This window comes from Caldifermentibacillus hisashii (assembly GCF_039654145.1).
In the GTDB taxonomy this organism is placed as follows: domain Bacteria; phylum Bacillota; class Bacilli; order Bacillales; family Caldibacillaceae; genus Caldifermentibacillus; species Caldifermentibacillus hisashii.
On the sequence record NZ_CP155467.1, the window covers coordinates 1828535 to 1853996 of the forward strand.

23 protein-coding genes and 2 pseudogenes are annotated in these 25462 nt (G+C 37.7%); 20 read left to right on the forward strand and 5 right to left on the reverse strand.

Features of this window, described 5'->3' with window-relative positions; all coding sequences use genetic code 11:
• Window positions 1-4: 4 nt before the first annotated feature.
• The 15 genes from NSQ14_RS08665 to NSQ14_RS08735 all read left to right on the forward strand — a co-directional run bounded on the left by NSQ14_RS08665 (window position 5) and on the right by NSQ14_RS08735 (window position 15735).
• Entirely contained in the window at window positions 5-784 is a 780-nt protein-coding gene (locus NSQ14_RS08665; RefSeq protein WP_034770011.1) for an SDR family oxidoreductase, read from the forward strand.
• A gap of 160 nt (window positions 785-944) precedes the next feature.
• Entirely contained in the window at window positions 945-1517 is a 573-nt protein-coding gene (locus NSQ14_RS08670) for a TetR/AcrR family transcriptional regulator (protein WP_034770012.1), read from the forward strand.
• A 178-nt stretch (window positions 1518-1695) separates the two neighbouring features.
• On the forward strand, window positions 1696-2763 hold the full coding sequence (locus tag NSQ14_RS08675) for a phosphotransferase family protein (protein WP_231553320.1): 1068 nt from the start codon (window positions 1696-1698) through the stop codon (window positions 2761-2763).
• Between the two features lie 4 nt (window positions 2764-2767).
• Complete coding sequence (locus NSQ14_RS08680) at window positions 2768-3529, forward strand: 2-phosphosulfolactate phosphatase (protein WP_034770013.1); 762 nt, start codon at window positions 2768-2770, stop codon at window positions 3527-3529.
• Window position 3530: 1 nt separating this feature from the next.
• Window positions 3531-5204, forward strand: a complete 1674-nt coding sequence (locus NSQ14_RS08685) for a long-chain-fatty-acid--CoA ligase (RefSeq protein ID WP_041845198.1) — start codon at window positions 3531-3533, stop codon at window positions 5202-5204.
• A gap of 117 nt (window positions 5205-5321) precedes the next feature.
• Window positions 5322-6935 (forward strand): long-chain-fatty-acid--CoA ligase, encoded by a 1614-nt coding sequence (locus NSQ14_RS08690; protein WP_251240916.1) that lies wholly within the window; start codon window positions 5322-5324, stop codon window positions 6933-6935.
• Between the two features lie 138 nt (window positions 6936-7073).
• Window positions 7074-8726, forward strand: coding sequence for an AMP-binding protein (locus NSQ14_RS08695; protein WP_346217079.1), 1653 nt, complete (start codon window positions 7074-7076; stop codon window positions 8724-8726).
• A 67-nt stretch (window positions 8727-8793) separates the two neighbouring features.
• Entirely contained in the window at window positions 8794-9546 is a 753-nt protein-coding gene (locus NSQ14_RS08700; protein WP_346217080.1) for an NADPH:quinone oxidoreductase family protein, read from the forward strand.
• The gene (locus NSQ14_RS08705; protein ID WP_346217114.1) at window positions 9498-9779 is read left to right on the forward strand and encodes a zinc-binding dehydrogenase; all 282 of its coding nucleotides are present in this window, start codon (window positions 9498-9500) and stop codon (window positions 9777-9779) included. The genes NSQ14_RS08700 and NSQ14_RS08705 overlap by 49 nt, the downstream gene beginning before the upstream one ends.
• A 30-nt stretch (window positions 9780-9809) precedes the next feature.
• On the forward strand, window positions 9810-10553 hold the full coding sequence (locus tag NSQ14_RS08710; RefSeq protein ID WP_041845196.1) for an SDR family NAD(P)-dependent oxidoreductase: 744 nt from the start codon (window positions 9810-9812) through the stop codon (window positions 10551-10553).
• Window positions 10554-10586: 33 nt separating this feature from the next.
• Window positions 10587-10994, forward strand: coding sequence for an acyl-CoA thioesterase (locus NSQ14_RS08715; RefSeq protein WP_343127744.1), 408 nt, complete (start codon window positions 10587-10589; stop codon window positions 10992-10994).
• A gap of 20 nt (window positions 10995-11014) precedes the next feature.
• Window positions 11015-12025 (forward strand): NADP-dependent oxidoreductase, encoded by a 1011-nt coding sequence (locus tag NSQ14_RS08720; protein WP_326974269.1) that lies wholly within the window; start codon window positions 11015-11017, stop codon window positions 12023-12025.
• 249 nt (window positions 12026-12274) lie between these two features.
• Window positions 12275-12517 carry a YkuS family protein gene (locus NSQ14_RS08725; protein WP_041845194.1) on the forward strand — a complete coding sequence of 81 codons (243 nt, stop codon included), beginning with the start codon at window positions 12275-12277 and terminating at the stop codon, window positions 12515-12517.
• Window positions 12518-12930: 413 nt separating this feature from the next.
• Window positions 12931-14139: an acyl-CoA dehydrogenase family protein gene (locus tag NSQ14_RS08730; RefSeq protein WP_041846195.1), complete on the forward strand. Its 1209-nt coding sequence runs from the start codon at window positions 12931-12933 to the stop codon at window positions 14137-14139.
• 447 nt (window positions 14140-14586) lie between these two features.
• Complete coding sequence (locus NSQ14_RS08735; RefSeq protein WP_041846191.1) at window positions 14587-15735, forward strand: saccharopine dehydrogenase family protein; 1149 nt, start codon at window positions 14587-14589, stop codon at window positions 15733-15735.
• Window positions 15736-15785: 50 nt separating this feature from the next.
• On the opposite strand, the gene NSQ14_RS08740 is transcribed toward NSQ14_RS08735, so the two are convergent.
• Window positions 15786-16196 carry a bis(5'-nucleosyl)-tetraphosphatase gene (locus tag NSQ14_RS08740; protein WP_326974270.1) on the reverse strand — a complete coding sequence of 137 codons (411 nt, stop codon included), beginning with the start codon at window positions 16194-16196 and terminating at the stop codon, window positions 15786-15788.
• Window positions 16197-16400: 204 nt separating this feature from the next.
• Between NSQ14_RS08740 and NSQ14_RS08745 the strand changes: the two genes are divergently transcribed.
• Window positions 16401-16865: an NUDIX hydrolase gene (locus NSQ14_RS08745; RefSeq protein WP_041846193.1), complete on the forward strand. Its 465-nt coding sequence runs from the start codon at window positions 16401-16403 to the stop codon at window positions 16863-16865.
• 320 nt (window positions 16866-17185) lie between these two features.
• Window positions 17186-17719 carry a YceI family protein gene (locus tag NSQ14_RS08750; protein WP_251240910.1) on the forward strand — a complete coding sequence of 178 codons (534 nt, stop codon included), beginning with the start codon at window positions 17186-17188 and terminating at the stop codon, window positions 17717-17719.
• 83 nt (window positions 17720-17802) lie between these two features.
• Here the strand turns inward: NSQ14_RS08750 and NSQ14_RS08755 are convergent.
• Window positions 17803-18046, reverse strand: a pseudogene (locus NSQ14_RS08755) (winged helix-turn-helix transcriptional regulator); the annotation flags it as partial.
• 486 nt (window positions 18047-18532) lie between these two features.
• Here NSQ14_RS08755 and ltrA point away from each other — a divergent pair.
• On the forward strand, window positions 18533-19942 hold the full coding sequence (ltrA, locus tag NSQ14_RS08760) for a group II intron reverse transcriptase/maturase (protein ID WP_041845759.1): 1410 nt from the start codon (window positions 18533-18535) through the stop codon (window positions 19940-19942).
• 150 nt (window positions 19943-20092) lie between these two features.
• On the opposite strand, the gene NSQ14_RS08765 is transcribed toward ltrA, so the two are convergent.
• The 3 genes and pseudogenes from NSQ14_RS08765 to NSQ14_RS08775 all read right to left on the reverse strand — a co-directional run bounded on the left by NSQ14_RS08765 (window position 20093) and on the right by NSQ14_RS08775 (window position 23414).
• Window positions 20093-21202 (reverse strand): site-specific integrase, encoded by a 1110-nt coding sequence (locus tag NSQ14_RS08765; RefSeq protein ID WP_041845813.1) that lies wholly within the window; start codon window positions 21200-21202, stop codon window positions 20093-20095.
• A 115-nt stretch (window positions 21203-21317) separates the two neighbouring features.
• A pseudogene (locus NSQ14_RS08770) lies at window positions 21318-21641 on the reverse strand (DUF771 domain-containing protein).
• Between the two features lie 576 nt (window positions 21642-22217).
• The gene (locus tag NSQ14_RS08775; protein ID WP_346217081.1) at window positions 22218-23414 is read right to left on the reverse strand and encodes a transposase; all 1197 of its coding nucleotides are present in this window, start codon (window positions 23412-23414) and stop codon (window positions 22218-22220) included.
• A 425-nt stretch (window positions 23415-23839) separates the two neighbouring features.
• Between NSQ14_RS08775 and NSQ14_RS08780 the strand changes: the two genes are divergently transcribed.
• Both NSQ14_RS08780 and NSQ14_RS08785 read left to right on the forward strand, forming a co-directional pair.
• Window positions 23840-24040 (forward strand): hypothetical protein, encoded by a 201-nt coding sequence (locus NSQ14_RS08780; RefSeq protein WP_041846081.1) that lies wholly within the window; start codon window positions 23840-23842, stop codon window positions 24038-24040.
• A gap of 64 nt (window positions 24041-24104) precedes the next feature.
• Entirely contained in the window at window positions 24105-25337 is a 1233-nt protein-coding gene (locus NSQ14_RS08785; RefSeq protein WP_033827106.1) for an ISL3 family transposase, read from the forward strand.
• Window positions 25338-25462: the final 125 nt, after the last annotated feature.

The following is a 25462-nucleotide window of genomic DNA, read 5'->3' on the forward strand; positions in this document are numbered from 1 at the left end:
TCAAATGGGAGTTTTTGATTTATTCAGATTGGATGGCAAAACAGCTATTGTAACCGGTGGAGGTAGAGGACTAGGTGCGCAAATTGCAGAGGCATTTGCTGAAGCCGGAGCAAATGTAGTGATTTGTTCCAGAAGACTGGAACAATGCCAAGAAAAAAGTGAAGAGTTAAAAAAGAATTTTGGAATTGACTCAATAGCTTTAGCCTGTGATGTCAGTAAACATGATGATGTAAAGAAGGTTGTCGATGAAACGGTTAAGCAATTTGGCACCGTTGATATTTTGGTCAACAATAGTGGAGCCACTTGGGGGGCGCCTGTTCTCGATATGCCTTTTGAAGCTTGGCAGAAAGTTATTAATGTAAATATAACGGGTACATATTTAATGAGTAGAGAAGCAGGAAGAATCATGATTAATCAGGGAAGCGGTAAAATCATTAATATTGCTTCCATTGCCGGGTTTGGCGGTACGAATCCGGAAGTGATGAATACGATTGGTTACAATACAAGTAAAGGTGCAGTGATAACATTTACTAAAGATTTGGCAGTAAAATGGGGACAATACAATATTCATGTAAATGGAATTGCGCCCGGATTTTTCCCATCGAAAATGTCAAATGCGTTAATAGAAAAAGGAGGAGACAAAATTCTGGCGAACACACCTTTGAAGCGATTCGGCAGTAATGAAGACTTAAAAGGTGCTGCACTATTCTTGGCCTCAAGAGCGTCGGACTTTGTGACAGGAGAGATTATTAAGGTCGACGGAGGATCGAGTGCTTACGCCTGATAAGTGAAACTTCCATCAAGGTGGGTTTCTATATCCCCACCAATCTCTTTGTCAACTTGAAAATGATGAGGTGGGGGTGTTACTGGCGAGGTAGGGTAGAGAATGATTATGGATAGACGATAAAAAAAGTGAATTTACAATCAAGCGAGGTTTAAAGCAGATGAAAGAAAAAATAATTGAAAAAGCAATTGAATTGTTTGAAAAGAAAGGTTTCAGTACGACGTCTATTCAAGATATTGTCGATGAGTTAGGAGTAACGAAGGGCTCTTTTTATTATTATTTTTCCAGCAAAGAACAATTATTGATGGATATTTATAATGAATACATTACGAACCTATTGGACAGACAAACAAAAATAATCGCAAATAAAACGCTGTCACCAAAGGAGCAGCTGATCGAAATTATTCGGCTGTTAATTGACGATCTTATCGAAAATGGACCCCGGGCACGTATTTATTTTCGGGAAATGAGACATTTATCCGAAAATCATATCAATACGATTAAAAAGATTCGAAAACAATTTCGTAAAAATATTGAAATGGTTATCAGAACAGGGGAGGAACAAGGTGTTTTCAAAAATCAGCTCCCAGCAGATATATTAGCGTTTGCTCTCCTTGGACTGACAAACTGGAGTTACAACTGGTACACCCCGGCTGGAGAAATCCCGCCGGATCAACTGGTGAAAATTTATTCAGAATTGCTGCTTACAGGTTTACTGGATAAAGATCATTAACGAAAGCTAACAATCACACAAAACGTTTTTGAAAAGAACTAGAAAGTGCTCGTCAGAATTACAGATAAGTAGATTCTCTGTTGTTAAAAAAATCAATAAGCGGAAAGGATTGCTCTGGTTTCTTCCTTTTCAGCTAAATTGGACGAACGAAATCATAGCGTAAAGGATGGTGCGGATTGTGGGATATTCCTATCATGATACAATCAGTGTCAGAAAAGGGGAAGAATTAGATAAAGAGACACTGACAAAATTTTTAAAAGAAAATTTACCGTTTATTCCTGATGGACCGTTGGAGATTGAACAATTCGGGGCAGGTCATTCCAATTTAACTTATTTATTACGGATCGGAAATTGGGAAGCGGTTCTAAGACGGCCTCCCCACGGACCGGTTGCACCGAAAGCACATGACATGCACCGTGAATATCGGATTTTAACAAGCCTTCATCCGTATTATCCGACAGCTCCAAAACCATACATTTTTTCGGATGATGAATCAATTATTGGAAGTCCTTTCTTTATCATGGAACGGAGAAAAGGGGTTGTTGTCGATACCGAATTTCCTGAATGGGTGAACTATACCCCACAATTGGGACGGAACCTGTCGATATTGATGGTTGATAAACTCGTAGAACTGCATGAAATTGATTACCGAAAGACAGAACTAATAACGATGGCGAAACCGGATGGATTTATGGAAAGGCAAGTAGCCGGTTGGACAAAACGGTACGAACTTTCCAAAACCGATGAAATTCGCGGTGTAGAAGAGTTAACCAATTGGCTTGCGAAAAAAATTCCGACATCCCCGGAACCGACGATTATTCATTATGATTATAAATTAAATAATGCCATGTTCTCGCCTGATTTTAATGAAATGGTCGGACTATTTGACTGGGAGATGACAACAATTGGTGATCCTTTCGCTGATCTTGGCGCCGCTCTTAGCTATTGGGTGGAAGAAAAGGATCCTGATGAATTGAAAAAAGCATTCGGTGCGGAATCAGTAACAACGAAAGAAGGCTTCTTTACACGAGAAGAATTTATTGAACGATATGCAAAGAAGAGTGGCAGGGATTTAAGTCATATCCAATTCTATTTGACCTTTGCTTATTTTAAACTAGCGGTTATTTGTCAACAAATCTATTATCGATATAAAAGAGGGCAAACAAGTGATCCACGTTTTGCCAAATTTCAAAAAACAGTTGAAAGTTTGATTCATCATGCTTTGAACTATAGTAAAGGTGTGTGAACCATTGAAAATCCATACACTTTTAAAAAAAGAAGAAATCGACACGGTACAAATGAATGAGGAAAAAATTGCCGTTGTATTTGATGTGCTCATGGCCACATCTGTCATTGCTTCTTGTTTTCATTATGATGCAAAACAGGTTATCCCTGTTTTGGACGCGACCGAAGCATTACAGGAAGCAAGGAAGTATCCTCCTGATGAAGTCGTTTTAATAGGGGAACATAACGGAATTACTATTGAAGGCTTTTTCGATCCTTTGCCTTCTGTATTTAAAAAGCAGGTCTCAGGGAAAACGGTTATTTTATCAACTACAAATGGAACGGTAGCCATTAGAAATTCTTCAAATGCCAAAAAACTCTATGTTGCTTCCTTGCTTAATGGTGAAGCAGTAAGTAAACATATTGCAAGGAATATTCATCAAGAAACGATTATCGTAGTTTGTTCAGGCTCATCAAACACTTTTTGTTTAGAAGATTTCTATGGTGCCGGTTATTTCATTGCACAATTTGTTAAGGAATTCGGCGAAGAAAAGGTTGAGTTAACCGATAGTTCATTGGCGGCAAAATTATTTTATGAAAATAGAGCTGAAGACTCCTATGAAATTCTCCGTCAATCACGGGTAGGTATGAATTTACAAAAATACCATTATGACGAAGATCTGTTATTTGTCAGTCAAAAAGGCGTTTTGCCACTTATTTTGATTTTAGAAGAGAAAAGATTGATATCGATAAAGAAAGAAAAAGTCGCAAATAAAAGGGAGGAATAAGATGAATTCAACTCATTTTCAGTATTGGCCGGCACGGTTGCCAAAAACTTTAACAGTACCGAAAACAACACTTTATGAAAATTTAGTTATAACCACTAAGAAATATCCGCAAAAACAAGCTTTACACTATTACGGGAAATCTTATACGTACAAACAATTGCTTGATGAAGTCGAAAGGTTAGCCGGATATTTGGAAAAAGTACTTCAAGTAAAGTCGAATGAAAAGATTTTACTGTTTATGCAAAATTCACCGCAGTTCATCATCAGTTTTTTTGCTATATTACGGGTTCGTGCAGTTGTTGTTCCAATTAATCCGATGAGTTTGACAAAGGATTTAGAATTTTATATTAAGGATTGTCAGATTAAACATGCCTTGGTCAGTCAGGAATTATATGAAAAAGTGGCACCGCTCAAAGGTTTCACATCGCTTCAAAGTATTATTGTGACCACATATTCAGACTATGCAAGCGAAGAACAAGCGATAGGCAATTTACCTCCAGAAGTAAAGGCACCACGTCAAACATTGTCACAAGACATTTCATGGCAAGAAGTTCAAAAGACCGGATTTTCACCATCCCCTTATACTGGTTTAGCAGATGATGTTGCTGCTATTCCATATACATCCGGGACAACCGGATTGCCAAAAGGGTGTGTCCATACAAATAAAACCATTCAGGCCAATACGGTCAGTGCTTACCAGTGGATGAATGTGACCGCAGATGCAGTAGCTTTAACGACTTTACCGCTTTTTCATGTGACAGGACTTATTCACAGTCTTCTTGCACCGATTTATGCAGGCAGTACGATTATTTTATTTACAAGATGGGACAGAGATTATGCGGCAAAAGCGATCGAACAGTTTCAATGTTCGCACTGGATCAATATTAGTACGATGTTAATTGACTTTTTAGCAAATCCAAATCTTAAAGAATATGATCTTTCATCTTTACAAGTCATTGGAGGCGGCGGAGCAACAGTACCACAGGCTGTTGGAGAAAATTTATACAAAAGAACCGGTTTACAATATGTTGAAGGATACGGATTAACTGAAACTATGTCACATACCCATTTCAATCCGCCAGACCGGCCAAAAATGCAATGTCTTGGGATTCCCTCCTTCAATACAGATGCAAGAATTATTGATATTGGAACCGGAAAGGAACTTGGTCCTAATCAGGAAGGTGAACTCGTTGTCAATGGTCCCCAAGTGTTTAAAGGGTATTATCAACGGGATGAAGAAAATAAAGAAGCCCATATTGAGATTGATGGAAAATTATTTTTTCGGACCGGTGATATTGTAAAAATGGATGAAGAAGGATACTTTTTTATGGTTGATCGATTAAAACGGATGATTAATGCTTCCGGTTTCAAAGTTTGGCCGACAGAAGTAGAGTCGATTCTTTATGAACATCCTGCTGTTCAACAAGCTTGTATTGTCAGTGCCCCTGATCCAAGACGAGGAGAAACCGTGAAAGCTTATATCATTTTGAAAGAAAATGCAAAAGGTAAAGTTACTGAACAGGAAATCATTGAATGGGCAAAGGGAAAAATGGCAAGTTATAAAGTTCCTAAAATAGTAGAGTTTCGTGAAACATTCCCGACCACAAGTAGCGGAAAAATATTATGGAGAGTTCTTCAAAAAGAGGCAATGGAACAAAAAACAGCTTCAATCTAATTACAATTAAGCATGAAAAATGCTTAGCATGAATATTTTGATGTGAAGGAGAAAAACTTGTAATCTTGCAATTGGATGTAAGCGCTATCTATTAAATCGATTTTGGAGGTTGGTAATATGGAAAAAGTCTGGCATAAGCATTATCCAAAACATATTCGCCCGGAGTTGGAGATTCCCAATCAATCATTGCCTGAAATGTTGGTCGAAACAGTTAAGAAATATCCTAATCATCCGGCCCTTTATTTCTTCGGACAAGAAATTTCTTATACTAAGTTAGGGGAACTGGCCGGTGCATTTGCATCTTGCCTGCAACAGGATGGGTTTGAAAAAGGAGATCGGGCAGCAATTATGTTACCGAATTGTCCTCAGTATATCATTAGCTATTACGGAATTTTACAAACGGGTGGAATTGTAACCCAAGTAAATCCGATGTATACATCGAACGAATTGGAATACATTTTACGGGATTCCGGAGCAAAAGTCATTGTGATCTATGAACCATTGTTGCCGGTACTGAAACAAATTATTGCAAACACTTCTGTTAAACGCGTTATTACTGTGAATTTTGAGGGAAAAGAAGCAGTGGATGAGTTCTCAATTGATTTTGCCAGCTTTTTAAAATCAGTAAAAAAACCGCCGACACCGGTAATGATTCAAGCTAGTGAAGATGTTGCCGTATTGCAATATACCGGTGGAACAACCGGACGTTCGAAAGGGGCCATGCTTACCCATCGAAATTTACTGGCCAATGTAATCCAGTGTTATGAGTATTTTAAAGATGAGATTAAACCGGGGCAAGATCGTATGTTGACTGTTATTCCATTGTTCCACGTATACGGGATGACGTCCTGTATGAATTTGGCAATCTATACCGGTGCACTTAATATTTTGTTACCACGATTCGAAATTGAAGAAGTATTGCAAACGATTAAAGAAACAAAACCGACTTCCTTCCCGGGTGTGCCGACAATGTATATCGCATTAATCAACCATCCGAAAGTAAATGAATACGGTCTTGACAGCATTTCAATTTGTAATAGCGGCAGTGCACCGATGCATGTGGAATTAATGCGTACCTTTGAAGAGAAAACCGGGGCAAAGATTCTGGAAGGGTATGGACTGTCAGAAAGTTCACCGACAACACATTGTAATCCGGCATTTGGTCCGAGGAAGCCGGGCAGCGTAGGTATTGGTGTTCCATCCACCGATTATAAAATTGTCGATTTGGGCGATGGTATAAAAGAATTAAAGCCCGGCGAAATAGGCGAATTGATTATAAAAGGACCGCAAGTGATGAAAGGATACTGGAATATGCCTGAGGAAACAGCGAATACACTTCGGGATGGATGGCTTTATACCGGTGATATTGCCTACATGGATGAAGATGGCTATGTCTACATTGTTGATCGGAAAAAAGATATGATTATTGCCAGCGGGTATAATATATATCCCCGTGATGTAGAAGAAGTGATTTACCAACATCCGGCGATTAAAGAAGCGGTTGTGGTCGGTGTACCGGATGCCTATCGCGGTGAAACCGTAAAAGCTGTCGTCGTTTTAAAAGAAGGTCAACAAGTATCAGAAGATGAATTAATCAGTTTTTGCCGTGAAAAATTGGCTGCTTTTAAAGTACCGAGAATTGTTGAGTTTCGGTCAGAATTACCAAAAACAAGCGTTGGTAAAATTTTAAGAAGAAAGATTAGAGAAGCATCTGCGAAAGTTTCAGAGTAATTCAATTAGTTGAAAGTGTTATATAAGACTATAAACATTCAGGCAGTTGTTTGGAAACGGGGCCTCTTTGTTGAAAGAAAATTTAGAAGAGGACCTGTCTAAAAATTCCCGTTCATATGCGTTGGAGGTGTGGTTAGTTTGAGTTCCGTACTAAAAAAGAGTTGGCCAAAATTTATCCCGGAAACACTAGTGTATCGTCTTGGTGAAAGACCATTACACGAATATTTAATACAAAATGCAACGGACTACCCCAATGAAACTGGGTATGTTTATTATGGGAATCATATCACATGGAAACAGTTATGTGAGAGCTCTCTTAAATTCGCAAACTTCCTAAAATCGAAACAAATTGTCAAAGGGGACAGAATCGCATTATATATGCAAAATTGTCCGCAATATTTAATTGGTCATTACGCCATACAAATGCTAGGTGCTGTCGTTGTTCCGCTGAATCCAATGTATAAAGAAGCTGAATTGGAATACTCGGTAAATGAAGTAGGGATTAAGGCATTAATTACGAGTCAAGAGTTATTTCCAATTGTTGAAAAGATGATGGACCAAGTTTCAACACTGCAACTGATTATTACGACAAATTATCGTGATTTTTTAAGTGATCAAATTACATTACCCGTCCCAAATGAATTGAAGTCACCTAAAGAGCAAAGTAATTTGAATAGTTTTGACATGATAGAAGTAATAAAGGCTCATGATCCATTAGATACAACAGTTAAAATTGATGTGTGGGAAGACGTCAGTTTGATGGTCTTTACATCAGGTACAACCGGCAGGCCGAAAGCAGCCATGCTAACCTATGGTAATGCTCTATTTAAAACTGCAGCAACCGTGAATACGTACCAAATCAATAAAACAGACCGTACACTAGCCACAGCTCCATTATGCCATATTGCAGGAATGGTGATGGGAGTAAATATTCCTGTTTATTCTGCATCAACATGTATTTTACTAACAAGATTTGAAGTGGAAGCAGCAATAAAAGCAATAGAAATTTACAAAATTAATAAATTGTATACGATTGCCTTAATGAATGCCGCGATATTAAACGTTCCCAGCATTGAACAACGAGATTTAACTTCTCTTGAATTAAATTTTGCCACAAGTTTTGGAATGAAAGTGGATGAAAAATTGGCCAATGCATGGAAACAACGAACAAAGGGTTGTCCACTTTTTGAAGCATCATATGGATTAAGTGAAACACATACATGCGATACGTTCATGCCAATGGATAAAGTCAAATATGGTTCATGCGGGATTCCCACCTATGAAACGGAAATAAGGATAGTAGATACTGTTACTGGGGAAGATTTACCTACCGGGAAACAAGGTGAGATTGTTATTAAAAATCCCGGTGTTTTTAAAGGGTATTTTAACAATCCGGAGGCAACAACAAAAACTTTGCGCAATGGATGGGTATTTACCGGAGATATTGGTAAATTTGATGAAGAGGGCTTTTTATATTTTCTTGGTCGTTCCAAGGAAATGATAAAATCTTCCGGATATAGTGTATTCCCTGAAGATGCTGAAGCGTTAATGAGTAGACATGCTGCCGTCTTGCAAGTTGCAGTAATTGGTGTTCCTGATGAAGTGCGCGGAGAAAGTGTTAAGGCCTTTGTCGTTTTAAAGCCGGAATATAAAGGAAAAATTACTGAACTTGAAATGATGAAATGGGCGAAAGAAAACATGGCTGCCTACAAATATCCCCGTTTTATTGAGTTTATTGACCAATTACCCGCAACTTCTTCGGGGAAAGTTTTGCGACGGCTTTTAAAATGATTGCTGTAGCAAATTGAACTTATCTGATTTTCCAGACGAACCGATTAAAAAGGGAGGTATATGCAGTATGCAAAGTTGGAAAGTGACAAAATTAGGCGAACCGAAAGAGGTATTGGCATTGCAAGAAGTGCCGGTTCCATCTGTTGAACCGGGAAAAGTTTTAATAGAAGTTGAAGCGGCGGCATTAAATTTCTTTGATATTTTACTTTGTCAAGGAAAATACCAGGAAAAACCCCCGCTTCCTTTCACTCCGGGTTCTGAAATTTCCGGGGTTGTCAGAGATGTTGGGGAAGGTTGCAATGTCAAAATAGGCACACGCGTTCTTGCTACCCCCGGATTACCAAATGGCGGTTTATCGGAGTATGTCGTCATTCCGGAACATTCCGTCTACGAAATTCCGGATTCGATGTCAAGTTCGGAAGCTGCCGGAATATTTATTACCTATCAAACGACTTACTATGCACTGCATCATCGGGCAAATCTCAAAACTGGTGAGGTATTACTCGTTCATGCCGGAGCTGGTGGAGTTGGTTCTGCTGCCATCCAACTTGGTAAGGCGATTGGAGCAAAAGTAATTGCTACGGCGGGCGGAGCTGAGAAAGTAAAAATTTGTCAACAATTGGGAGCAGATGTTGCTATCGATTATACACGTGATGACTTTGTGGATATTGTTAAGAAAGAAACCAATGGGCGAGGAGCAGACGTTATTTATGATCGGTCGGTGGGGATGTATTCGACAAATCCCGAAAATGTATTGCCTTTGATGGAAGAATCCTTGTCATTGGTTTTGCCGGCGGAAGAATTTCAGATGCTCCGGTGAACCACGCATTGGTAAAAAACTATTCCATTGTTGGTGTCCATTGGGGATTGTTTGCAAAGCTTTATCCGGAAAGAGTAAAAGAAATCCATCAGAAGTTAATGAACCTTAATGGACAAGGAAAGATTCATCCTCTTATCTATCGTGAATTTGATTTAAAAGAAGTTCCGGAAGCATTAGAAATTTTGGCCGAGCGGAAAACATACGGAAAGTTAATTGTAAATATATCAAAATAGAAATTCAATAAAGATAGAAAGGAAGATTGGATGAGGTTACAGAATAAAGTTGCCATTATTACAGGCGGTGGGGGAGGAATCGGCCGTGCCACTGCATTAAAATTTGTTGAAGAAGGTGCTCGGGTCGTTATTTCTGATATTCAGGAAGCAAAAGGCATCGAAACTGTCAGCATGATTAAAGAAAGGGGAGGTGACGCATTATTTATAAAAGTAGATATGTCCAAACCGGATGAAGTTCAGTCATTGGCAGAAGCAACAATGAATACATTCGGAAAAATTGATATTCTTTTTAACAATGCAGGGGTAGGCAGTATGGAGAAAAAATTGCCCGATGTTTCTTTGGAAGAATGGCAACAGGTAATTAATATCAATTTGACCGGTGTCTTTCTGGGAATGAAATACGTCATTCCAAAAATGGAGCCGGGCAGTTCCATTATTAATACAGCAAGCATCGCCGGGATAAAGGGACAAAAGCTTGTTAGCGCCTACTCAGCATCCAAAAGCAGTGTCATCGCTTTAACAAAAACGGCCGCGACCGAGTTTGGCAGAAAAAATATACGAGTGAATGCCATCGCCCCCGGAATTATTGATACAGATATCGTTGAAGATTGGAAGAAGTCGGAAAAATGGCCGATTCTTTCAACGGCAAATGCATTAAGAAGAGTCGGAAAACCGGAAGAGATTGCTAATGCAGTGTTATTCCTGGCCTCAGACGAATCCTCCTTTATAACCGGTGAAACATTAATCATTGACGGAGGAACATTAAACCTTTAGAAATACATAATTTAATAGAAAAGGAGACTAGCTATGCACGAAATTGAAGTATATGTCCGTTTTAGTGAAACCGATGCGGCCGGACATGTAAATAATACAAGTTATTTTTTATATATGGAAGAAGCACGGACAAAATTTTTCAATGAACTGGGTTACGGTCATCATGAATCCTTACCCGGATTAAATTTAATATTAGCTTCAACAAAATGTGATTATATTGCTCAGAGCTATGCAGGTCAAACATTAAAGGTGGCGACCACTGTTTCTAATATTGGAAATAAAAGTTTTACCGTCGAACATCTCATTATCAATGCTGATTCGGGAACCATCATCGCAAAGGGAACAGCCACACTCGTTAGTTTCGATTTTGAACAGCAAAAAACAATGCCGATTCCGGAAGTCGTTCGGACCAATTTAGAACAATTTTTACAGCCACAGTAATTGAAAGTGAGGGGTTTCAAATGAAAAATGAAAACAGACGTATCATTTTAGGTAGCCGGCCAAGCGGAATGCCGACAAAAGAAAACTTCCAAATCGTAACAGAGGCTATCCCTGAGATTAAGGAAGGAGAAATTTTAATTCAAACAATCTTTTTATCCGTCGACCCTTATATGCGTGGAAGAATGACCGGGATAAAAACATATGTTGACCCGTTTGAAGTAGGTAAAGTTTTAACCGGCGGGGTAGTCGGTAAAATTGTCGAATCGAAACATTCGAATTTCCAAGAAGGGGATATTGTAGAAGGGCAACTTGATTGGGCGGATTACTCCGTTTCAAACGGGCGCCACATTCGAAAAGTGGATCCGAACTTAGCACCGATTTCGACAGCGCTCGGCGTTATCGGAATGCCGGGTTTAACCGCTTATTTCGGGCTGCTAGATATTGGAAAACCAAAAGAAGGGGAAACGGTTGTCATCTCAGGGGCAGCCGGTGCAGTCGGCATGGTTGTCGGCCAAATTGCGAAACTAAAAGGTTGTCATGTCGTGGGTATTGCCGGTTCCCAGGAAAAAATTGCATATTTAAAAGAAGAACTGGGATTTGATGCAGTTATCAATTATAAAACAGATCAAATAAAGCAGGCGTTAAAAACAGCTTGCCCAAATGGGATTGACGTTTATTTCGATAATGTTGGTGGAGAAATTTCTGATATAGTGATGCGCTTCATGAATTTTCATTCGCGCATCGTCCTTTGTGGTGATATTTCTCAATATAATAATGAAAAAATTGAATATGGACCACGTTTCCAAAGCCTGTTAGTGACCCGCAGTATTTTAATGCAAGGGTTTATTGTCTCCAATTATTCTAAACGTTTTGCGGAAGGATACCGCGATTTGGCGACATGGGTGACCGAAGGAAAATTGAAATACCGGGAAACAATTATTGATGGGCTGGAAAACGCTCCGGCTGCATTTATCAATTTATTCTATGGGAAAAATATTGGAAAGCAACTAGTTCGAGTATCAAATGAATAGGGTTCAAGTGATTCATTTATAAAAATCTTGTCACGGAGCTGGCCCTTTTGGTCAGATCTGAATGATAAATGACGTAGCTTTTTCAAATTTTTTCATACGTTTCTTTTGTAATGCCCAATGAATTCCCAATATATAAATATTTGACTTCTCCCTATTAAAAAATAAAAAATAAAATGATTTCTCTGGTAGAATGAATCAATGTATAAATTTGACAAGGAAGGCAAAATTACCAATGAGGAGGTGGAATGTATGCCAAAAATCTGTGTTGAGTCTTCTTTGACAGATATAAAATTCGCATTAATGGAAAAAGGATATGATGTGGTAGAATTGAAAAATGAAAATGATGCTTCTGGTTGCGATTGTTGTGTAGTAACAGGTCTGGATACTAATATGATGGGGATGCATAATACGGTTACACAAGGTTCAGTCATTGAAGCCAGTGGATTAAGTGCTGAAGAAGTTTGCCATCAAGTGGAAAGCAGATTAAGTTAATTTTCTCCTAGGATTGAATCAATTCGGAAAATCAAAAAGAAAACGTTTACAAATCATTGGTTTTGTATTAAAATAAACAGTAATAACACATGTTTTAACATTCTATTGTTAGTTACTTGTGTTTCCTCCATCATTTTGCATGGTCTGCTATAAAGCAGATTACTTCCTTTACCAGTTCATGATGACAACATCTAGTTCGTGTCATTTATGAACTGGTTTTTTTAATAAGGAAATGATTAGGATTTACAAATAATTTTATGGAGGAAAACATAAATTTTATTGAAAGGAGTTGAATGGAAGCTTATTCTCTGAGATATTGGTGAAAGAATGTCATGTTTCATAAACCCGATAATAAAAGGGGCTTATCACAATTGTTTAAATATTATTCGGACTATTTATGGGAGATGAGAAAATTGAACTTTGATTTTACCGAAGAACAAAATATACTAAGAGAAACAGTTAGGAGCTTTGTAGATAAAGAGATTGTTCCCTATATTCGTGAATGGGATCATTCAGGCGCATTCCCTCGTGACATTTTTGATAAGCTGCGTGAACTTGGATTGATGGGTGTTTGCATTCCAGATAAATACGGTGGGAGTGGAATGGATTATAACTCACTTGCCATTGTCTGTGAGGAATTAGAAAGAGGAGATACAGCTTTCCGGACGGCGGTTTCTGTCCACACCGGTCTAAATAGTTTAAGTTTACTACAATGGGGTACCGAGAAACAAAAGCAAAAATATTTGGTCCCGCAGGCTAAAGGTGAAAAGATTGGGGCTTTTGGGTTGACGGAACCTGCGGCAGGTTCAGATGTTGCCGCTATTCAAACAACCGCAAAAAGAGAGGGAGAGTATTATATTTTAAATGGTCAAAAAACATGGATTTCCCTTTGTGATATCGCCGATCATTTTATCGTGTTTGCTTATACCGATAAAACAAAGAAATATCACGGGATGTCTGCATTTATTGTGGAACGGACTTGGGAGGGTTTTTCTTCTAGAGCTATTAAAGGAAAATTAGGGATTCGTTCTGGTAATACGGGGGAATTATTTTTCGATAATCTGAGAGTACCAAAAGAAAACTTACTTGGTGAAGAAGGAGAAGGATTCAAGATTGCGATGTCTGCCCTCGATAACGGTCGTTTTACAGTTGCTGCTGGGGCAGTCGGTCAAATTATGGCTTGTCTGGAAGCAAGTGTAAAGTATTGTCATGAAAGGGAAACGTTTGGAGAACCCATCGGTAAACATCAATTAGTTCAGCAAATGATTGCCAATATGGAAGCGGGTTTACAAATGAGCAGACTCCTTGTTTATAAAGCTGGGGAGCTAAAAAATCAAGGGAAACGAAATACACGTGAAACATCACTTGCAAAGTGGCAGGCATGTGATTTTGCCAATAAAGCTGCCGATGATGCTGTCCAAATTCACGGAGCTTATGGTTATTCCGATGAATATCCGGTAGAACGATTTTTACGCAATTCAAAAGCACCGGTTATTTACGAAGGGACGAGAGAAATCCATACAATTATGCAAGCAGAGTATGTATTGGGTTATCGGAAAGATAAACCATTGAATAAAATGCTACCTGCATGGGAAGGTAAAGATGAGTTACAGATCAAGTGAATCCTGATTCGTTCAATAAAGGAGTCTCGTCTATGTTTGTTTCTATTTGAAATTCATACCTCTATCGTCCTTTTCGCTGCAAATTTGTCCCGCACAAACGGTCACTAATCTTCCTCCTAGTTATAAGGAAGATCAAAGAAGAAAAGGAGGAAGAAAGTTCCCGTAAGTGCCCGATTGGTTCAACTAACCATCAGTGGGCAGACCACTGATGGAAGTTTCACAGTATCCCGCAATGCTGAAATCCACTAAACTTTCAACCAGGTTAATAACAGAATATTCCAACATTACTCATGTCAAGCATACCTACTAAGACGGCAACTTATAAACTGCTCAAAATGATATAGAACCATTTTAAAAAACAGTAATGTTATCGATATTTGAATGAATGGAAATTGTCGGTATCCTTTTAACTTGTCGAAAAACGAAAAAATGGAAAGGAGTATGGTGATGAAAATCGGAGTGTTAGGTTCTGGACTTATGGGAAAAGAAGTTGCTCGGGATTTAGTGGAAAGTTTCGGTGTAACAACAGTCGGATTGGCCGATCTTGATTTTAACCTTGCAAAAACAGTTTGTGAACAAATTCAGTCGCAAATATTGACTCCTTTTCAAGTTGATGCTCGCAATGAAGAAGAACTGGCGAATTTTATGAGTCAATATGATTGTATAATTAATGCACTCTTTTACTCGTTTAATGAAGTTGTCGCAAAAACAGCAATTAAAGTAGGTGTTCATTCTGTTGATTTAGGTGGTCATATAGGTCATGTAACGGATAAAGTGCTTGCTTTAAAAAATGATGCGAAAAACGCCGGTGTTACCATTATTCCTGATTTAGGGGTAGCTCCGGGTATGATTAATATTTTATCAGGCTATGGATATAGTAAGCTTGATAAAACAACAGCAATCAAATTGTACGTGGGCGGAATTCCGGTAAGACCAGAACCTCCATTAGAATATAATCATGTATTCTCACTGGAAGGTTTACTTGATCACTACACCGATCCTTCTTACATTATTCGTAATGGCAAATTAATGGTTGTACCGTCGTTATCTGAAGTAGAACCGATTTATTTTGAAAAATTTGGTCCACTAGAAGCCTTTCATACTTCAGGTGGAACTTCTACATTATCTATTTCTTTTCCGGAATTAGAAACATTGGAATATAAAACAATCCGTTATCCGGGTCATGCGAAAAAGATGAAATTACTTGTAGATTTAAATCTTACAAGAGCTGATTATGAAGTTGAAGTAGATGGTAAAACCATTAATCCAAGGAGCATACTATTAAAAGTCCTAGAACCGATTGTTGAATTAAAAGATAAAGACGATGTCACTTTATTACGGGTAATTGTTTCAGGAGAAAAAGAGTTAAAACCAACTACCTATACGTATGAAATGGTGACATTTAAGGATTCAACTAAAAATGTCACCGCGATGGCGAGAGCAACAGCTAATACGATTTCAGTTGTTGCACAAATGATTGCAAGTGGTCTTCTCACAAAAAGAGGCGTTTTTCCACCTGAACAAATTGTTCCCGGTGATATTTATATTGAAGAAATGAAAAAACGTGGTGTAGTTATATCTGAAAGTAAAAGTTGAATGGAGATCTTGGCAAACAAGATCTCAAAATTTTAAATGTCCGGAACATCTTACTTTCGTTTTTTTATATAGTCAATCGCAGCTTTCAGAATAATTTTATCGTTTTCGAATGTCACTTTATCGATTGCTTCTGATAACGGAAACCATTCTGCATCACTTACTTCCTCCAGTTGACGTTGAATAGCAGTTGATTTTGTGTAAGCGAGAAAATATATGACATCTTTTAAAACGTCCCCGAAAGGAAAATAGGTAACCACTTTGCGAAAGTTCGTATCTAAGTTAACTTGAAGACCGGTTTCTTCCGCAATTTCACGGAGGGCAGTTTCAGTTTCAGTTTCGTCCTCTTCCACATGTCCCTTAGGAAATGCCCAATGCCCGCCGTTTTGATGTTTAATAAGCAGAACTTTGTGAGGTTCTTCTGATGTAAAAACAATGGCACCGCAAGATTTTTCTCTTTTCATATAAACAATCCTTTCTTTTAAACAATCCTTTCTTTACCCTTTAATCAATATTATAACAAAAAAACCTTAGCTGTATGATTCCTTATTAACCTTTGCAAAATTTTTATGGAATAGTGATTAAAGCTCCCTATTTTTAATTCCTTTCCATTGAAGCAATTAATTCATATAATACGGATAGAAAATAAAATGACAGGAGTTTTTGATGTGGGCTATATTGAGGATTTACGTAAAATGATTGGGTCAAGACCGATAATTTTGGTAGGCTCTGTTACTGTTATCGTAAATGATGAAGGTGAAATTTTATTACAGGAAAGAACATATCCAAAAGGTACTTGGGGTTTACCTGGTGGATTAATGGAACTGGGAGAAACAACGGAAGAGACAGCACGTCGTGAAGTATTTGAAGAAACCAGTCTTATCGTTGATCAATTACAATTTATCAATGTGTATTCAGGACCAGAATATTTTGTTCGTGCACAAAATGGTGATGAGTTTTTTATGGTTACTGTTGCATATTATACAAACCATTTTTCGGGGGAGTTGAAGGTCGATTTCTCTGAATCGGTATCGGCCCGATTTTGCCATCCGAATCAGCTCCCCCAACAATTGGTGAAAGGCCATAAAGTAATATTGGATGAGTTTTTCAGTAAACATTATCAAAACATATGAAAAGACAAATAACACCTTTCTTAATGAGAGGTGTTTATTTATTTGTTAGTTTGAAAAAATGTTAAGCAAGTATATGGATATAGATTGAGAAAAGTCGCTACTTATTTTTTTTCGTTTATTATTAGGAAAAATAAGATAAAAATGCTTCTAATTTCAGTGGTAATAAATCTTACATCAAGTCTAGGTTAACATTGGCGGTTCAATTGTTTTTAAAAAGTATCTTTAAATCGAGATATTTTAATTGACAATAATTTTTTTTACTTTATACTTATGTATATAAATAAACTTACATAAAGTAAGTTGAAATGGGGGAATTAATTATGGCAAAAGAAAAATGGGTTTTAGATGCAGCTCATAGCAGTGTTGATTTTTTTGTAAAACATATGATGATTTCAAAGGTGAAAGGAACATTCCACACATTTGATGCAACCATTGAGGCTGACCCGAACGATTTAACAACAGCAAATATTGATTTTGTCGTTGATTTGGCAAGCATTGATACAAGAAACCAAGACCGTGATGGGCACTTAAAATCTGCAGACTTTTTTGATGTAGAAAATTATCCAAAATTAACGTTTTCTGCTACAAAGATTGTCAAAAACGGGGATAATGAGTATGATGTGACCGGCGATTTGACCATTCGTGGTGTTACACGATCAGAAACATTTAAAGTGGAGTTGGTTGGATTTTCGAAAAATCCGATGTCAGGTGCTGAAACTGCTGGTTTTTCTGTCAGTGGACAAATTAATCGCAGCAATTATGGATTAACATGGAATGCTGCACTAGAAACTGGCGGTGTGCTTGTTGGTGTTGAAGTAAGTATATCGCTTGAATTAGAAGCAACAAGAGGATGAGTAAAACTGCCAGGTGATCATGAGAAGGAAAGAGATTACCTGGCATTTCTATGGCTATTTTGTAGATTCTTCATTACATTTAATTATACATTTATATACTTTAATGCCCAAGTTTGCAATTCCTTAATCACCGGAGTTAATGCCAATCCTTTTTCCGTTAATGAGTACTCCACCCGTACGGGCACTTCCGGGAATACTTGTCTTGATATAATCCCCAGTTTTTCCAGACTTTTTAGTCTTTCTGAAAGGAGTCTGCCTGGAGCTTTCGATTTCACAGAACCGCATGGGACCATTCAATAATTGATAAATAATTAATCCTGTCCACCGGTATCTTTAGTATTTTTTAAGTTAATTTTTAAAAAGACTTATTTGCTCGTAAGCCTTAATATATAAGGGTTTACGAGCCTTTTTTAGTGCGCCGTGCATGGCGATTAACTAGGCGGTGAAAGTCCGCTATGGGGGTAGGTAGTAACCAACCATTAGCCAAGAGCAAGGGTGTCCATCGTGAGGTGGAATCTGAAGGAAGCTGGAGGCAAAATTCCGGCCTGAGGAACACGAACATCATCAGGCGCATCTCATGGGGCGAGACTGCTAAACAAGTCAAAGCCCGAAAACTACCCGGACATGGGAGCGTAAATGGTGCAGGTATATGGAAGGAAAGTGAATCGTCTTACCGCGGGAGGTCTCACGGACGAGTGGAAACAGTGTATGAAGCTCGGTTGAAATAAGATTTGTCGTGAGAAGTCAGCAGAACCATAGTACGGAGGTGTCTTTGACACCGAAGGAAGGGGAAACCAGAGGAGGTGGCAGTCAATGAATGTTACCGAAGACATGCCAGAATGCAGAAAACAAACAGAAACCTACTGTCGGAAAGATAGTGCGGAACACGAAGGATATGACAGAGGGCATAGTGTACAGAGGATAACTGAAAACAACGCCACCAACAGTCACAGACAAAAAGATGGAATGTTGGAGAAAATTTTATCCCCTGACAATCTTAATCAAGCTTACAAAAGAGTCAAAAGTAATAAAGGGTCTGGTGGAGTCGATAAGATGACAGTAGACCAGTTACTAGGCTATTTAAGGTTAAATGGGAAAGAATTAGTCCGGTCCATTTATGCAGGGAAATATCATCCCCAGCCAGTCCGAAGGGTTGAAATACCAAAGGATAACGGGAAAATGAGAAAGTTAGGAATACCAACAGTTGTAGACCGTTTAATTCAACAGGCTATTGCTCAAGTGCTAACCCCAATTTATGAGAGACAATTCTCGGATGGTAGTTTCGGCTTTCGTCCTCGTAGAAGTCAACATGATGCCCTACAACGATTAAAAGAGCATGTAGATGACGGGTACCGTTATGTGGTTGATATGGATTTAGAAAAGTACTTTGACACGGTTAACCACAGCTTACTTATACAACTTCTTAGTAAAACAATAAAGGACGGTAGAGTTATCTCTTTGATTCACAAATTCCTAAACGCTGGAATTATGGCAAATGGTGTATTCGAATCGAACACCAGAGGTGTTCCACAGGGAGGACCGTTAAGTCCGTTATTAGGGAACGTTATGTTGAATGAGCTGGACAAAGAATTAGAAGCAAGAAACCATCGTTTTGTCCGTTTCGCAGATGACTTGATTATCTTCTGCAAAACAAAAAGAAGTGGGCAAAGAACATATGAGCATATACTTCCTTTCATTGAGAAGAAACTGAAACTCAAGGTAAATCAAGAGAAAACGGAAGTAACACATATAAAAAGAATAAAATTCCTCGGATATGGATTTTACCTTTATCGTGGAAAGTGTCGTTTCAGAGTCCATCCCAAGAGTGTACAAAAACTGAAAGATAGTATTCGCGAAACCACTAGCAGAAGTAATGGTATGAGCATGGCTGAAAGAAAGAAAAAGCTAAATCAGAAAATAGTGGGTTGGGTGAATTACTTTAAACTAGCTGATATGAAGAAACTCATGGAAAGAACGGATGAATGGACGCGAAGACGTATAAGAATGATAACCTGGAAAAATTGGAAGAGAGTCCGAACGAGGTATAAATGGCTTAGGAAATTAGGTGTTAACCATTGGAAAGCACTAGAGTGGGCAAATACAAGAAAAGGCTACTGGCGAATTGCAGGTAGCAAGATTCTGAGCCAAACTCTGACGAATAAGCTCTTCAAAAGAGCTAAGTTCAAGAGTTTCCTAGAACACTATTTGTCTGTACGGCAGTAAACTCTTGGAACCGCCGTATACGGAACCGTATGTACGGTGGTGTGAGAGGTCGGCTAACCAATTAATGGCTAGCCTCCTACTCGATTGTTTTTTAGTTTCGATTGAAAACGATTGGTTTCAAAACGATTTTACACATTTTTTACACAAGAATTACACAATCATTTTCTCAAAAATATTGATGGTTTCTTGCTCGTCTTTCTCACGCAACTCTTTAATGACGTGGGTATATTCCCTTAACGTTGTGTCTATGTCTCCATGCCCAAGTCGTTCACTTACATAATGAATTGAAACATTTTTATACAAAAGAACACTTGCATGTGTATGACGTAACCCGTGAATGGTGATTGGTTCAATACCAAGATTGCTTAACGTTTTCTTCAATAGCTTGTTAGCATTTGTGTTGCTTATAACTTTGTATTTAGAGGTAGGACTATAGAAAACCAACTGATGAATATTTGTAGGCATGGTTTTAAATAGTTTTTTAAAATGAGCCATGACAGTTGGATTCATTGTTATCGTTCGGACAGATTGTTCGTTTTTTGTCGGTCCGAAACCTTCAGGGTGGCGTTTCATATAACCCCAGGTCTTATTAATTCTTATCGTATTTTTTTGAAAGTCAAAGTCTTTCCTTGTAAGTCCAACCATTTCGCCAAAGCGCATTCCGGAAGTTAATCCTAGTAGAAGTAGTGAATAACCTAATCCCTTGTTAATGTTCTTCCATATCTGTTTTAATAAGATCTCGCTTTCTTTATAGTTAAGATGTTTTTCTTCTGATTTTTTGGCTGGTACAGTATAGGTAATTACAGCATTTCTTGTAAAATCACGATGAATAATTTGTTCATCCATTGCATCCTTCACACATGCACGAATATGGGTATTTACCTTTTCTACTGTTTCTTTAGATCTACTAGAACCAAACTGATTAATAAACATTTGATAATCATGTCTGGTGATCTCTTGTAAGGGTTTACTCCCGAAGTATTCTTTGATCGCTTTATAAGTGTATTCGTAATGCTTTCGAGTAGTAACACTGATATTTGTTTTATAAAGCCTAACCCACTTGTCAAAATAGTCATCTATTGGCACTGGAGTTAGATGAGGAAGAAGTCCTTTACTTAACTGTGATTCTATCTCTGCAGCTGCAATTTGAGCTTCTTTCTTAGTGCGGAAGCCTCCCTTTCTTATAGGTTTTGATTTTCCGTTAACCATATGGCTAACAGTAAACTGATATGTTTTTCCTCGTTTTTGAATACTAGCCATATTTTCCCCTCACTTTTCATAAGGGTGGCCAGTTCCGAAATAGGTCACCCTTATTTTAACAATTTTTTATATTGTTTTGTAGTTACATATAAGGAAGTAGGAATTCTATCTGCTACTAGGAAGAAAATATTCGGTGAAAATTCTTATCCAAAAAGTCTGCCATTTTTAAAGCATGAAAAGACTAAGTTTGCCCTTTTGTTTTTGGGTAGAAGACAAAACCACCATGTTCAGCATCAAGTATTTTTCTGAAATGTGATGGATAAAGAATATTTTCTTTAATCCATTCATGTTTTCGATTGATTCTTGTTTCGAGATCTTTCATTGACCAGTAGACTCCATACAGTTGTTGCTGTTTAAGCTCCTCCAGTTCTACTTTTGAGATTAATACGGTATCAGACGGGATCGGGATAGTTAGATTAACTGATAGCTGTTGTTCCATTTTTCATACCTCCACCATGATGATTTTTCGATCATTGCAGCACAAAAAAATGCTTTTACAACAAGGAACAGAATCCATATGGACCTGTGACTTATTGCAAAAGCATTTTTGTTTTGCATTTTATCTGAAGTGTGTTAGTAGTTTGTTATAAGTGTTTCAAACAAAGCCTATTTGGGCTAAAAAAATAAATGACTGGATGCAAGTAAATACTCCTATCAAGTTGAATCTGGCTGCAATGTGTAATTGCTAGGCGCTTTGTCTATTGTGTAATTAATTTTTATTTCTTCATTGGTGTTTATTCATTTTGTAATATTAATTTACAGGATTTAATAATTTATGTCAAGAAAATATTTATCCATACAGCTATGAGGAGTAAATTTATCAATTTCCGGTAATTTTGTGGAAATACACTTATCCACATTTGGTAAAAATTTCCAGTTAAATTTATTCATAAAAAGGGTCAAAAAGAACCAATTTTGCCTATTTTTTTAAAAAATGTGGATAACTTATTTTTGTTTGTTGTGGATAACTATTTTTTCTTTGCCAAACATCACATCCTTTGGTACAATTAACTCACTAGGTAAACCTAATTTGCATAGGTTTTCCCAGTTGTGCGATATCCTCGTCTGTTAGTGTTTGCCCACGGAAGGCTTCTAACAATCGCGAGGATATTTCTTTTACCGTTTTCTTCATGATTCTCAATGCTTTTGACCCATGCTCATGCAACACCATGATAATCTCTGTAATCTGGGTCAATAGGTAGTGATTTTTCATGGCATTGTAATCTTGGCTGCTTGCGTGTTCAATGTGGTAGCGCAGGTTTTTTTGCCTGTTAAACCCCTCATTCTCTATTCTCCAGCGGCTTCTGCCAGCGTTCATCAGTTTCTTTGCATTGTTTTTTGTGATTTTTATATCTGTGATAAAAGTAAACTTTTGTTTTCTTTTTTTATCCTCTACTTCGCATTCGAAAACATTTACCCCATAGCCTCTGTAATTAATATCGTTCACCCAGGTGATTTCCCCTCGCTGTTCGCTTTCACGTATCTTTACCACATTAGCTTTCTTGCCTTCTTCCTCTTCCATATTTTTTAACGCTTGAAATTCATTGGCAATACTTTTGATACGATCTTCCTTAAAACGGAATAAGTAGTTCCAATTATTCACCTTGCATTGTTTAAATACATTTTCACAGGCATAAAGACTATCGGCAATCATACAGATAGGCAGTCGTTTGAAGCGGTCTTTCAGTTTAGCGGCCAGTCGATAAAAAGCATTCAACTCACAATCTTGTTTTTCCACGTCCTCTGATTCATTTTCAATAAACTCGGAGGCCACACTTAGCACCATATTTCCCACGATTAATTTGGCTTCCAAGACATGATGCATGTAGATGGTCTTTATTTTTTCTTCACCCGTTTCCTTGTCTATGTATTTGTGCTCCCGTTTCAGGCAGTGTTCACAATGTTTTTTGTCAAAAGTAAAAATCCCTGTCCCATCTATGGCAATACCCCAGTATTTCCCATTGATACGATAGGAGTCAAAACACCTCTTTTCAAATAATTTCTTGATCATATCGATTCGGATCCTTTCAAGTTCTGCCGGGTTCACTCGTGATAAAAAATCATTGATTGTGTCATAATGGGGCAGTTCTTCCAAATCCTCATTCTCCAACAATTTCCCCAAATTTTTAATACACTCTTCCTTATTAAATTCGTTTGTCATTTCGCGCATGCTTTTTAAGTTGCATGCATTTTTCAAAATAACCATCATCAAAAGGACTGCCGTGTCATAGGTAATATAGCTTTGGTGCCTTGGATCATCAATATTTTTGAGTAATTTGTTTAAATTTTTAAAAAATGATTTTGTGTTTTTAGCAACTCGAATAAATAATTTACCTCTTTTTCCTTTTCACGCTTTTCTTTCCTTGTTACCATAAAAAAATCCCCCCCAAATGCCAATAGAATAGGTTTTTTACATACCATCATTATCCCATATTTGACAAAGTTTGGGTGGAATTATCTCGAAAAAATTTTACTCTTCAGGGCTGTTATCCATATGGAAATCTGACTAAGTGTAGATAATTATAATTGTGGTACTAGCAAAATATTTTTGAGTTATCGAGGGTGTAAGTGCTTGACCGTTACACCACTGTTACGTTTAATATATATTTATCCAAATTATCATTAGGGGTGAAATTAATGTCAAATACATATACAACGGGTCAAGTCGCAAAGATATTAGGGGAAAATCATAGAAATCAGGTTAATAGAATAATGAAATATATGGGAATGAATTTAGAAAAAAATGAACGAGGGCATTACATAATTGATGATGAGTCACTTGACTTGATAAGAATGTATGCAGATTTCAAAAGAGCTTCCTCGCTATTTAATGTTTAGTTTAAAGCCTCCCAAAGCTGTCTATACTGGGTAATACTACTAAATTACCTGGGGTGATAGTCTTATGAAAAACTTTGAAGAAGAGTATAATGTATTCCAAGATGCGTTAGAAATACCTAAACCTTGGTATGTTTTCCATAATGAATTAGCTAAAGAAGAAAACACCTTACACATTTATATTGAATATCAATCAGGAGCGGAATTTTCTTGTCCTAATTGCGGTAAAACGGGATGTAAAGTTCATGATATACAAGATCAAGACCGGACTTGGAGACATCTAAATTTTTGGCAATACAAGACCATTCTCCATGCCAGAATGCCACGAGTAAAATGTGAGTCATGCGGTAAAATACGTACGGTTGTCATTGATTGGGCACGTCCAGGAGCTGGATTTTCATTATTATTTGAGCACCATGTGTTGTCGCTAATGGTTGAAATGCCTGTCGCTGCCGTAGCTCGTGAAGTAGGCGAACATGATACGCGCCTTTGGCGAGTATTTAAATATTATGTCAACAAAGCCATGGAAAACATAGATGTATCTAATGTCACTCGTATAGCGATGGATGAAACATCACGAGCAAAAGGCCATAAATATGTGACATTTTTTATTGATATGGATACCAAACGCTTAATTTTCGCTACTACTGGTAAAGGTGCAGATGTACTGCAGGTGTTTAGCCAGTTTCTAGACAGTAAAGGGGTTTTACATTCCCAGATTAAAGAATTTTGTTGCGATATGTCACCAGCCTTTATTTCGGGTATTGAAGAGAAATTCCCGAATGCAACGATTACGTTTGATAAATTTCATGTCATGAAAATGGTAAATGAAGCATTAGATCAGGTACGAAAACAAGAACAAGCTACACAGCCAGAACTTAAAAATTCACGATACGCTTGGCTGAAGAACCCCGAAAACCTAACAGAAAAACAAGGAAGTAAATTGGCTAAATTAAAGGATTTGGATTTGGCAACAGGCCGTGCCTATCGCATGAAACTATCGCTTCAGAAAATGTGGACTAAACACCCAATCCTTTCTGAATTGTATTTTGATGAATGGCATAGCTGGGCTATTCGATCCCGACTAGAACCAATGATTAAAGTTGCAAAAACACTAAAACAACATAAAGGCGGAATCTTAAGATGGTTTGTTACAAAGATGACCAATGGCCTTCTTGAAGGAATAAACAGTTTAGTTCAGGCTACCAAAAGAAAGGCTCGTGGATACCGAACAGCCGATAATTTTATTGCCATGGCCTATGCAACGGTTAATAAACTTGATCTTATTGGTATATCATGACTTGTTTTATCCTTTCTTGTTTGCTTAGCGACCAGCACTTAGATGTAGGATAGGCTGTCAAGTGCTTTCCTTGACAACCTATCCTACATCTAAGATAATACCGGTGGCAAACAAGGAAATGATAG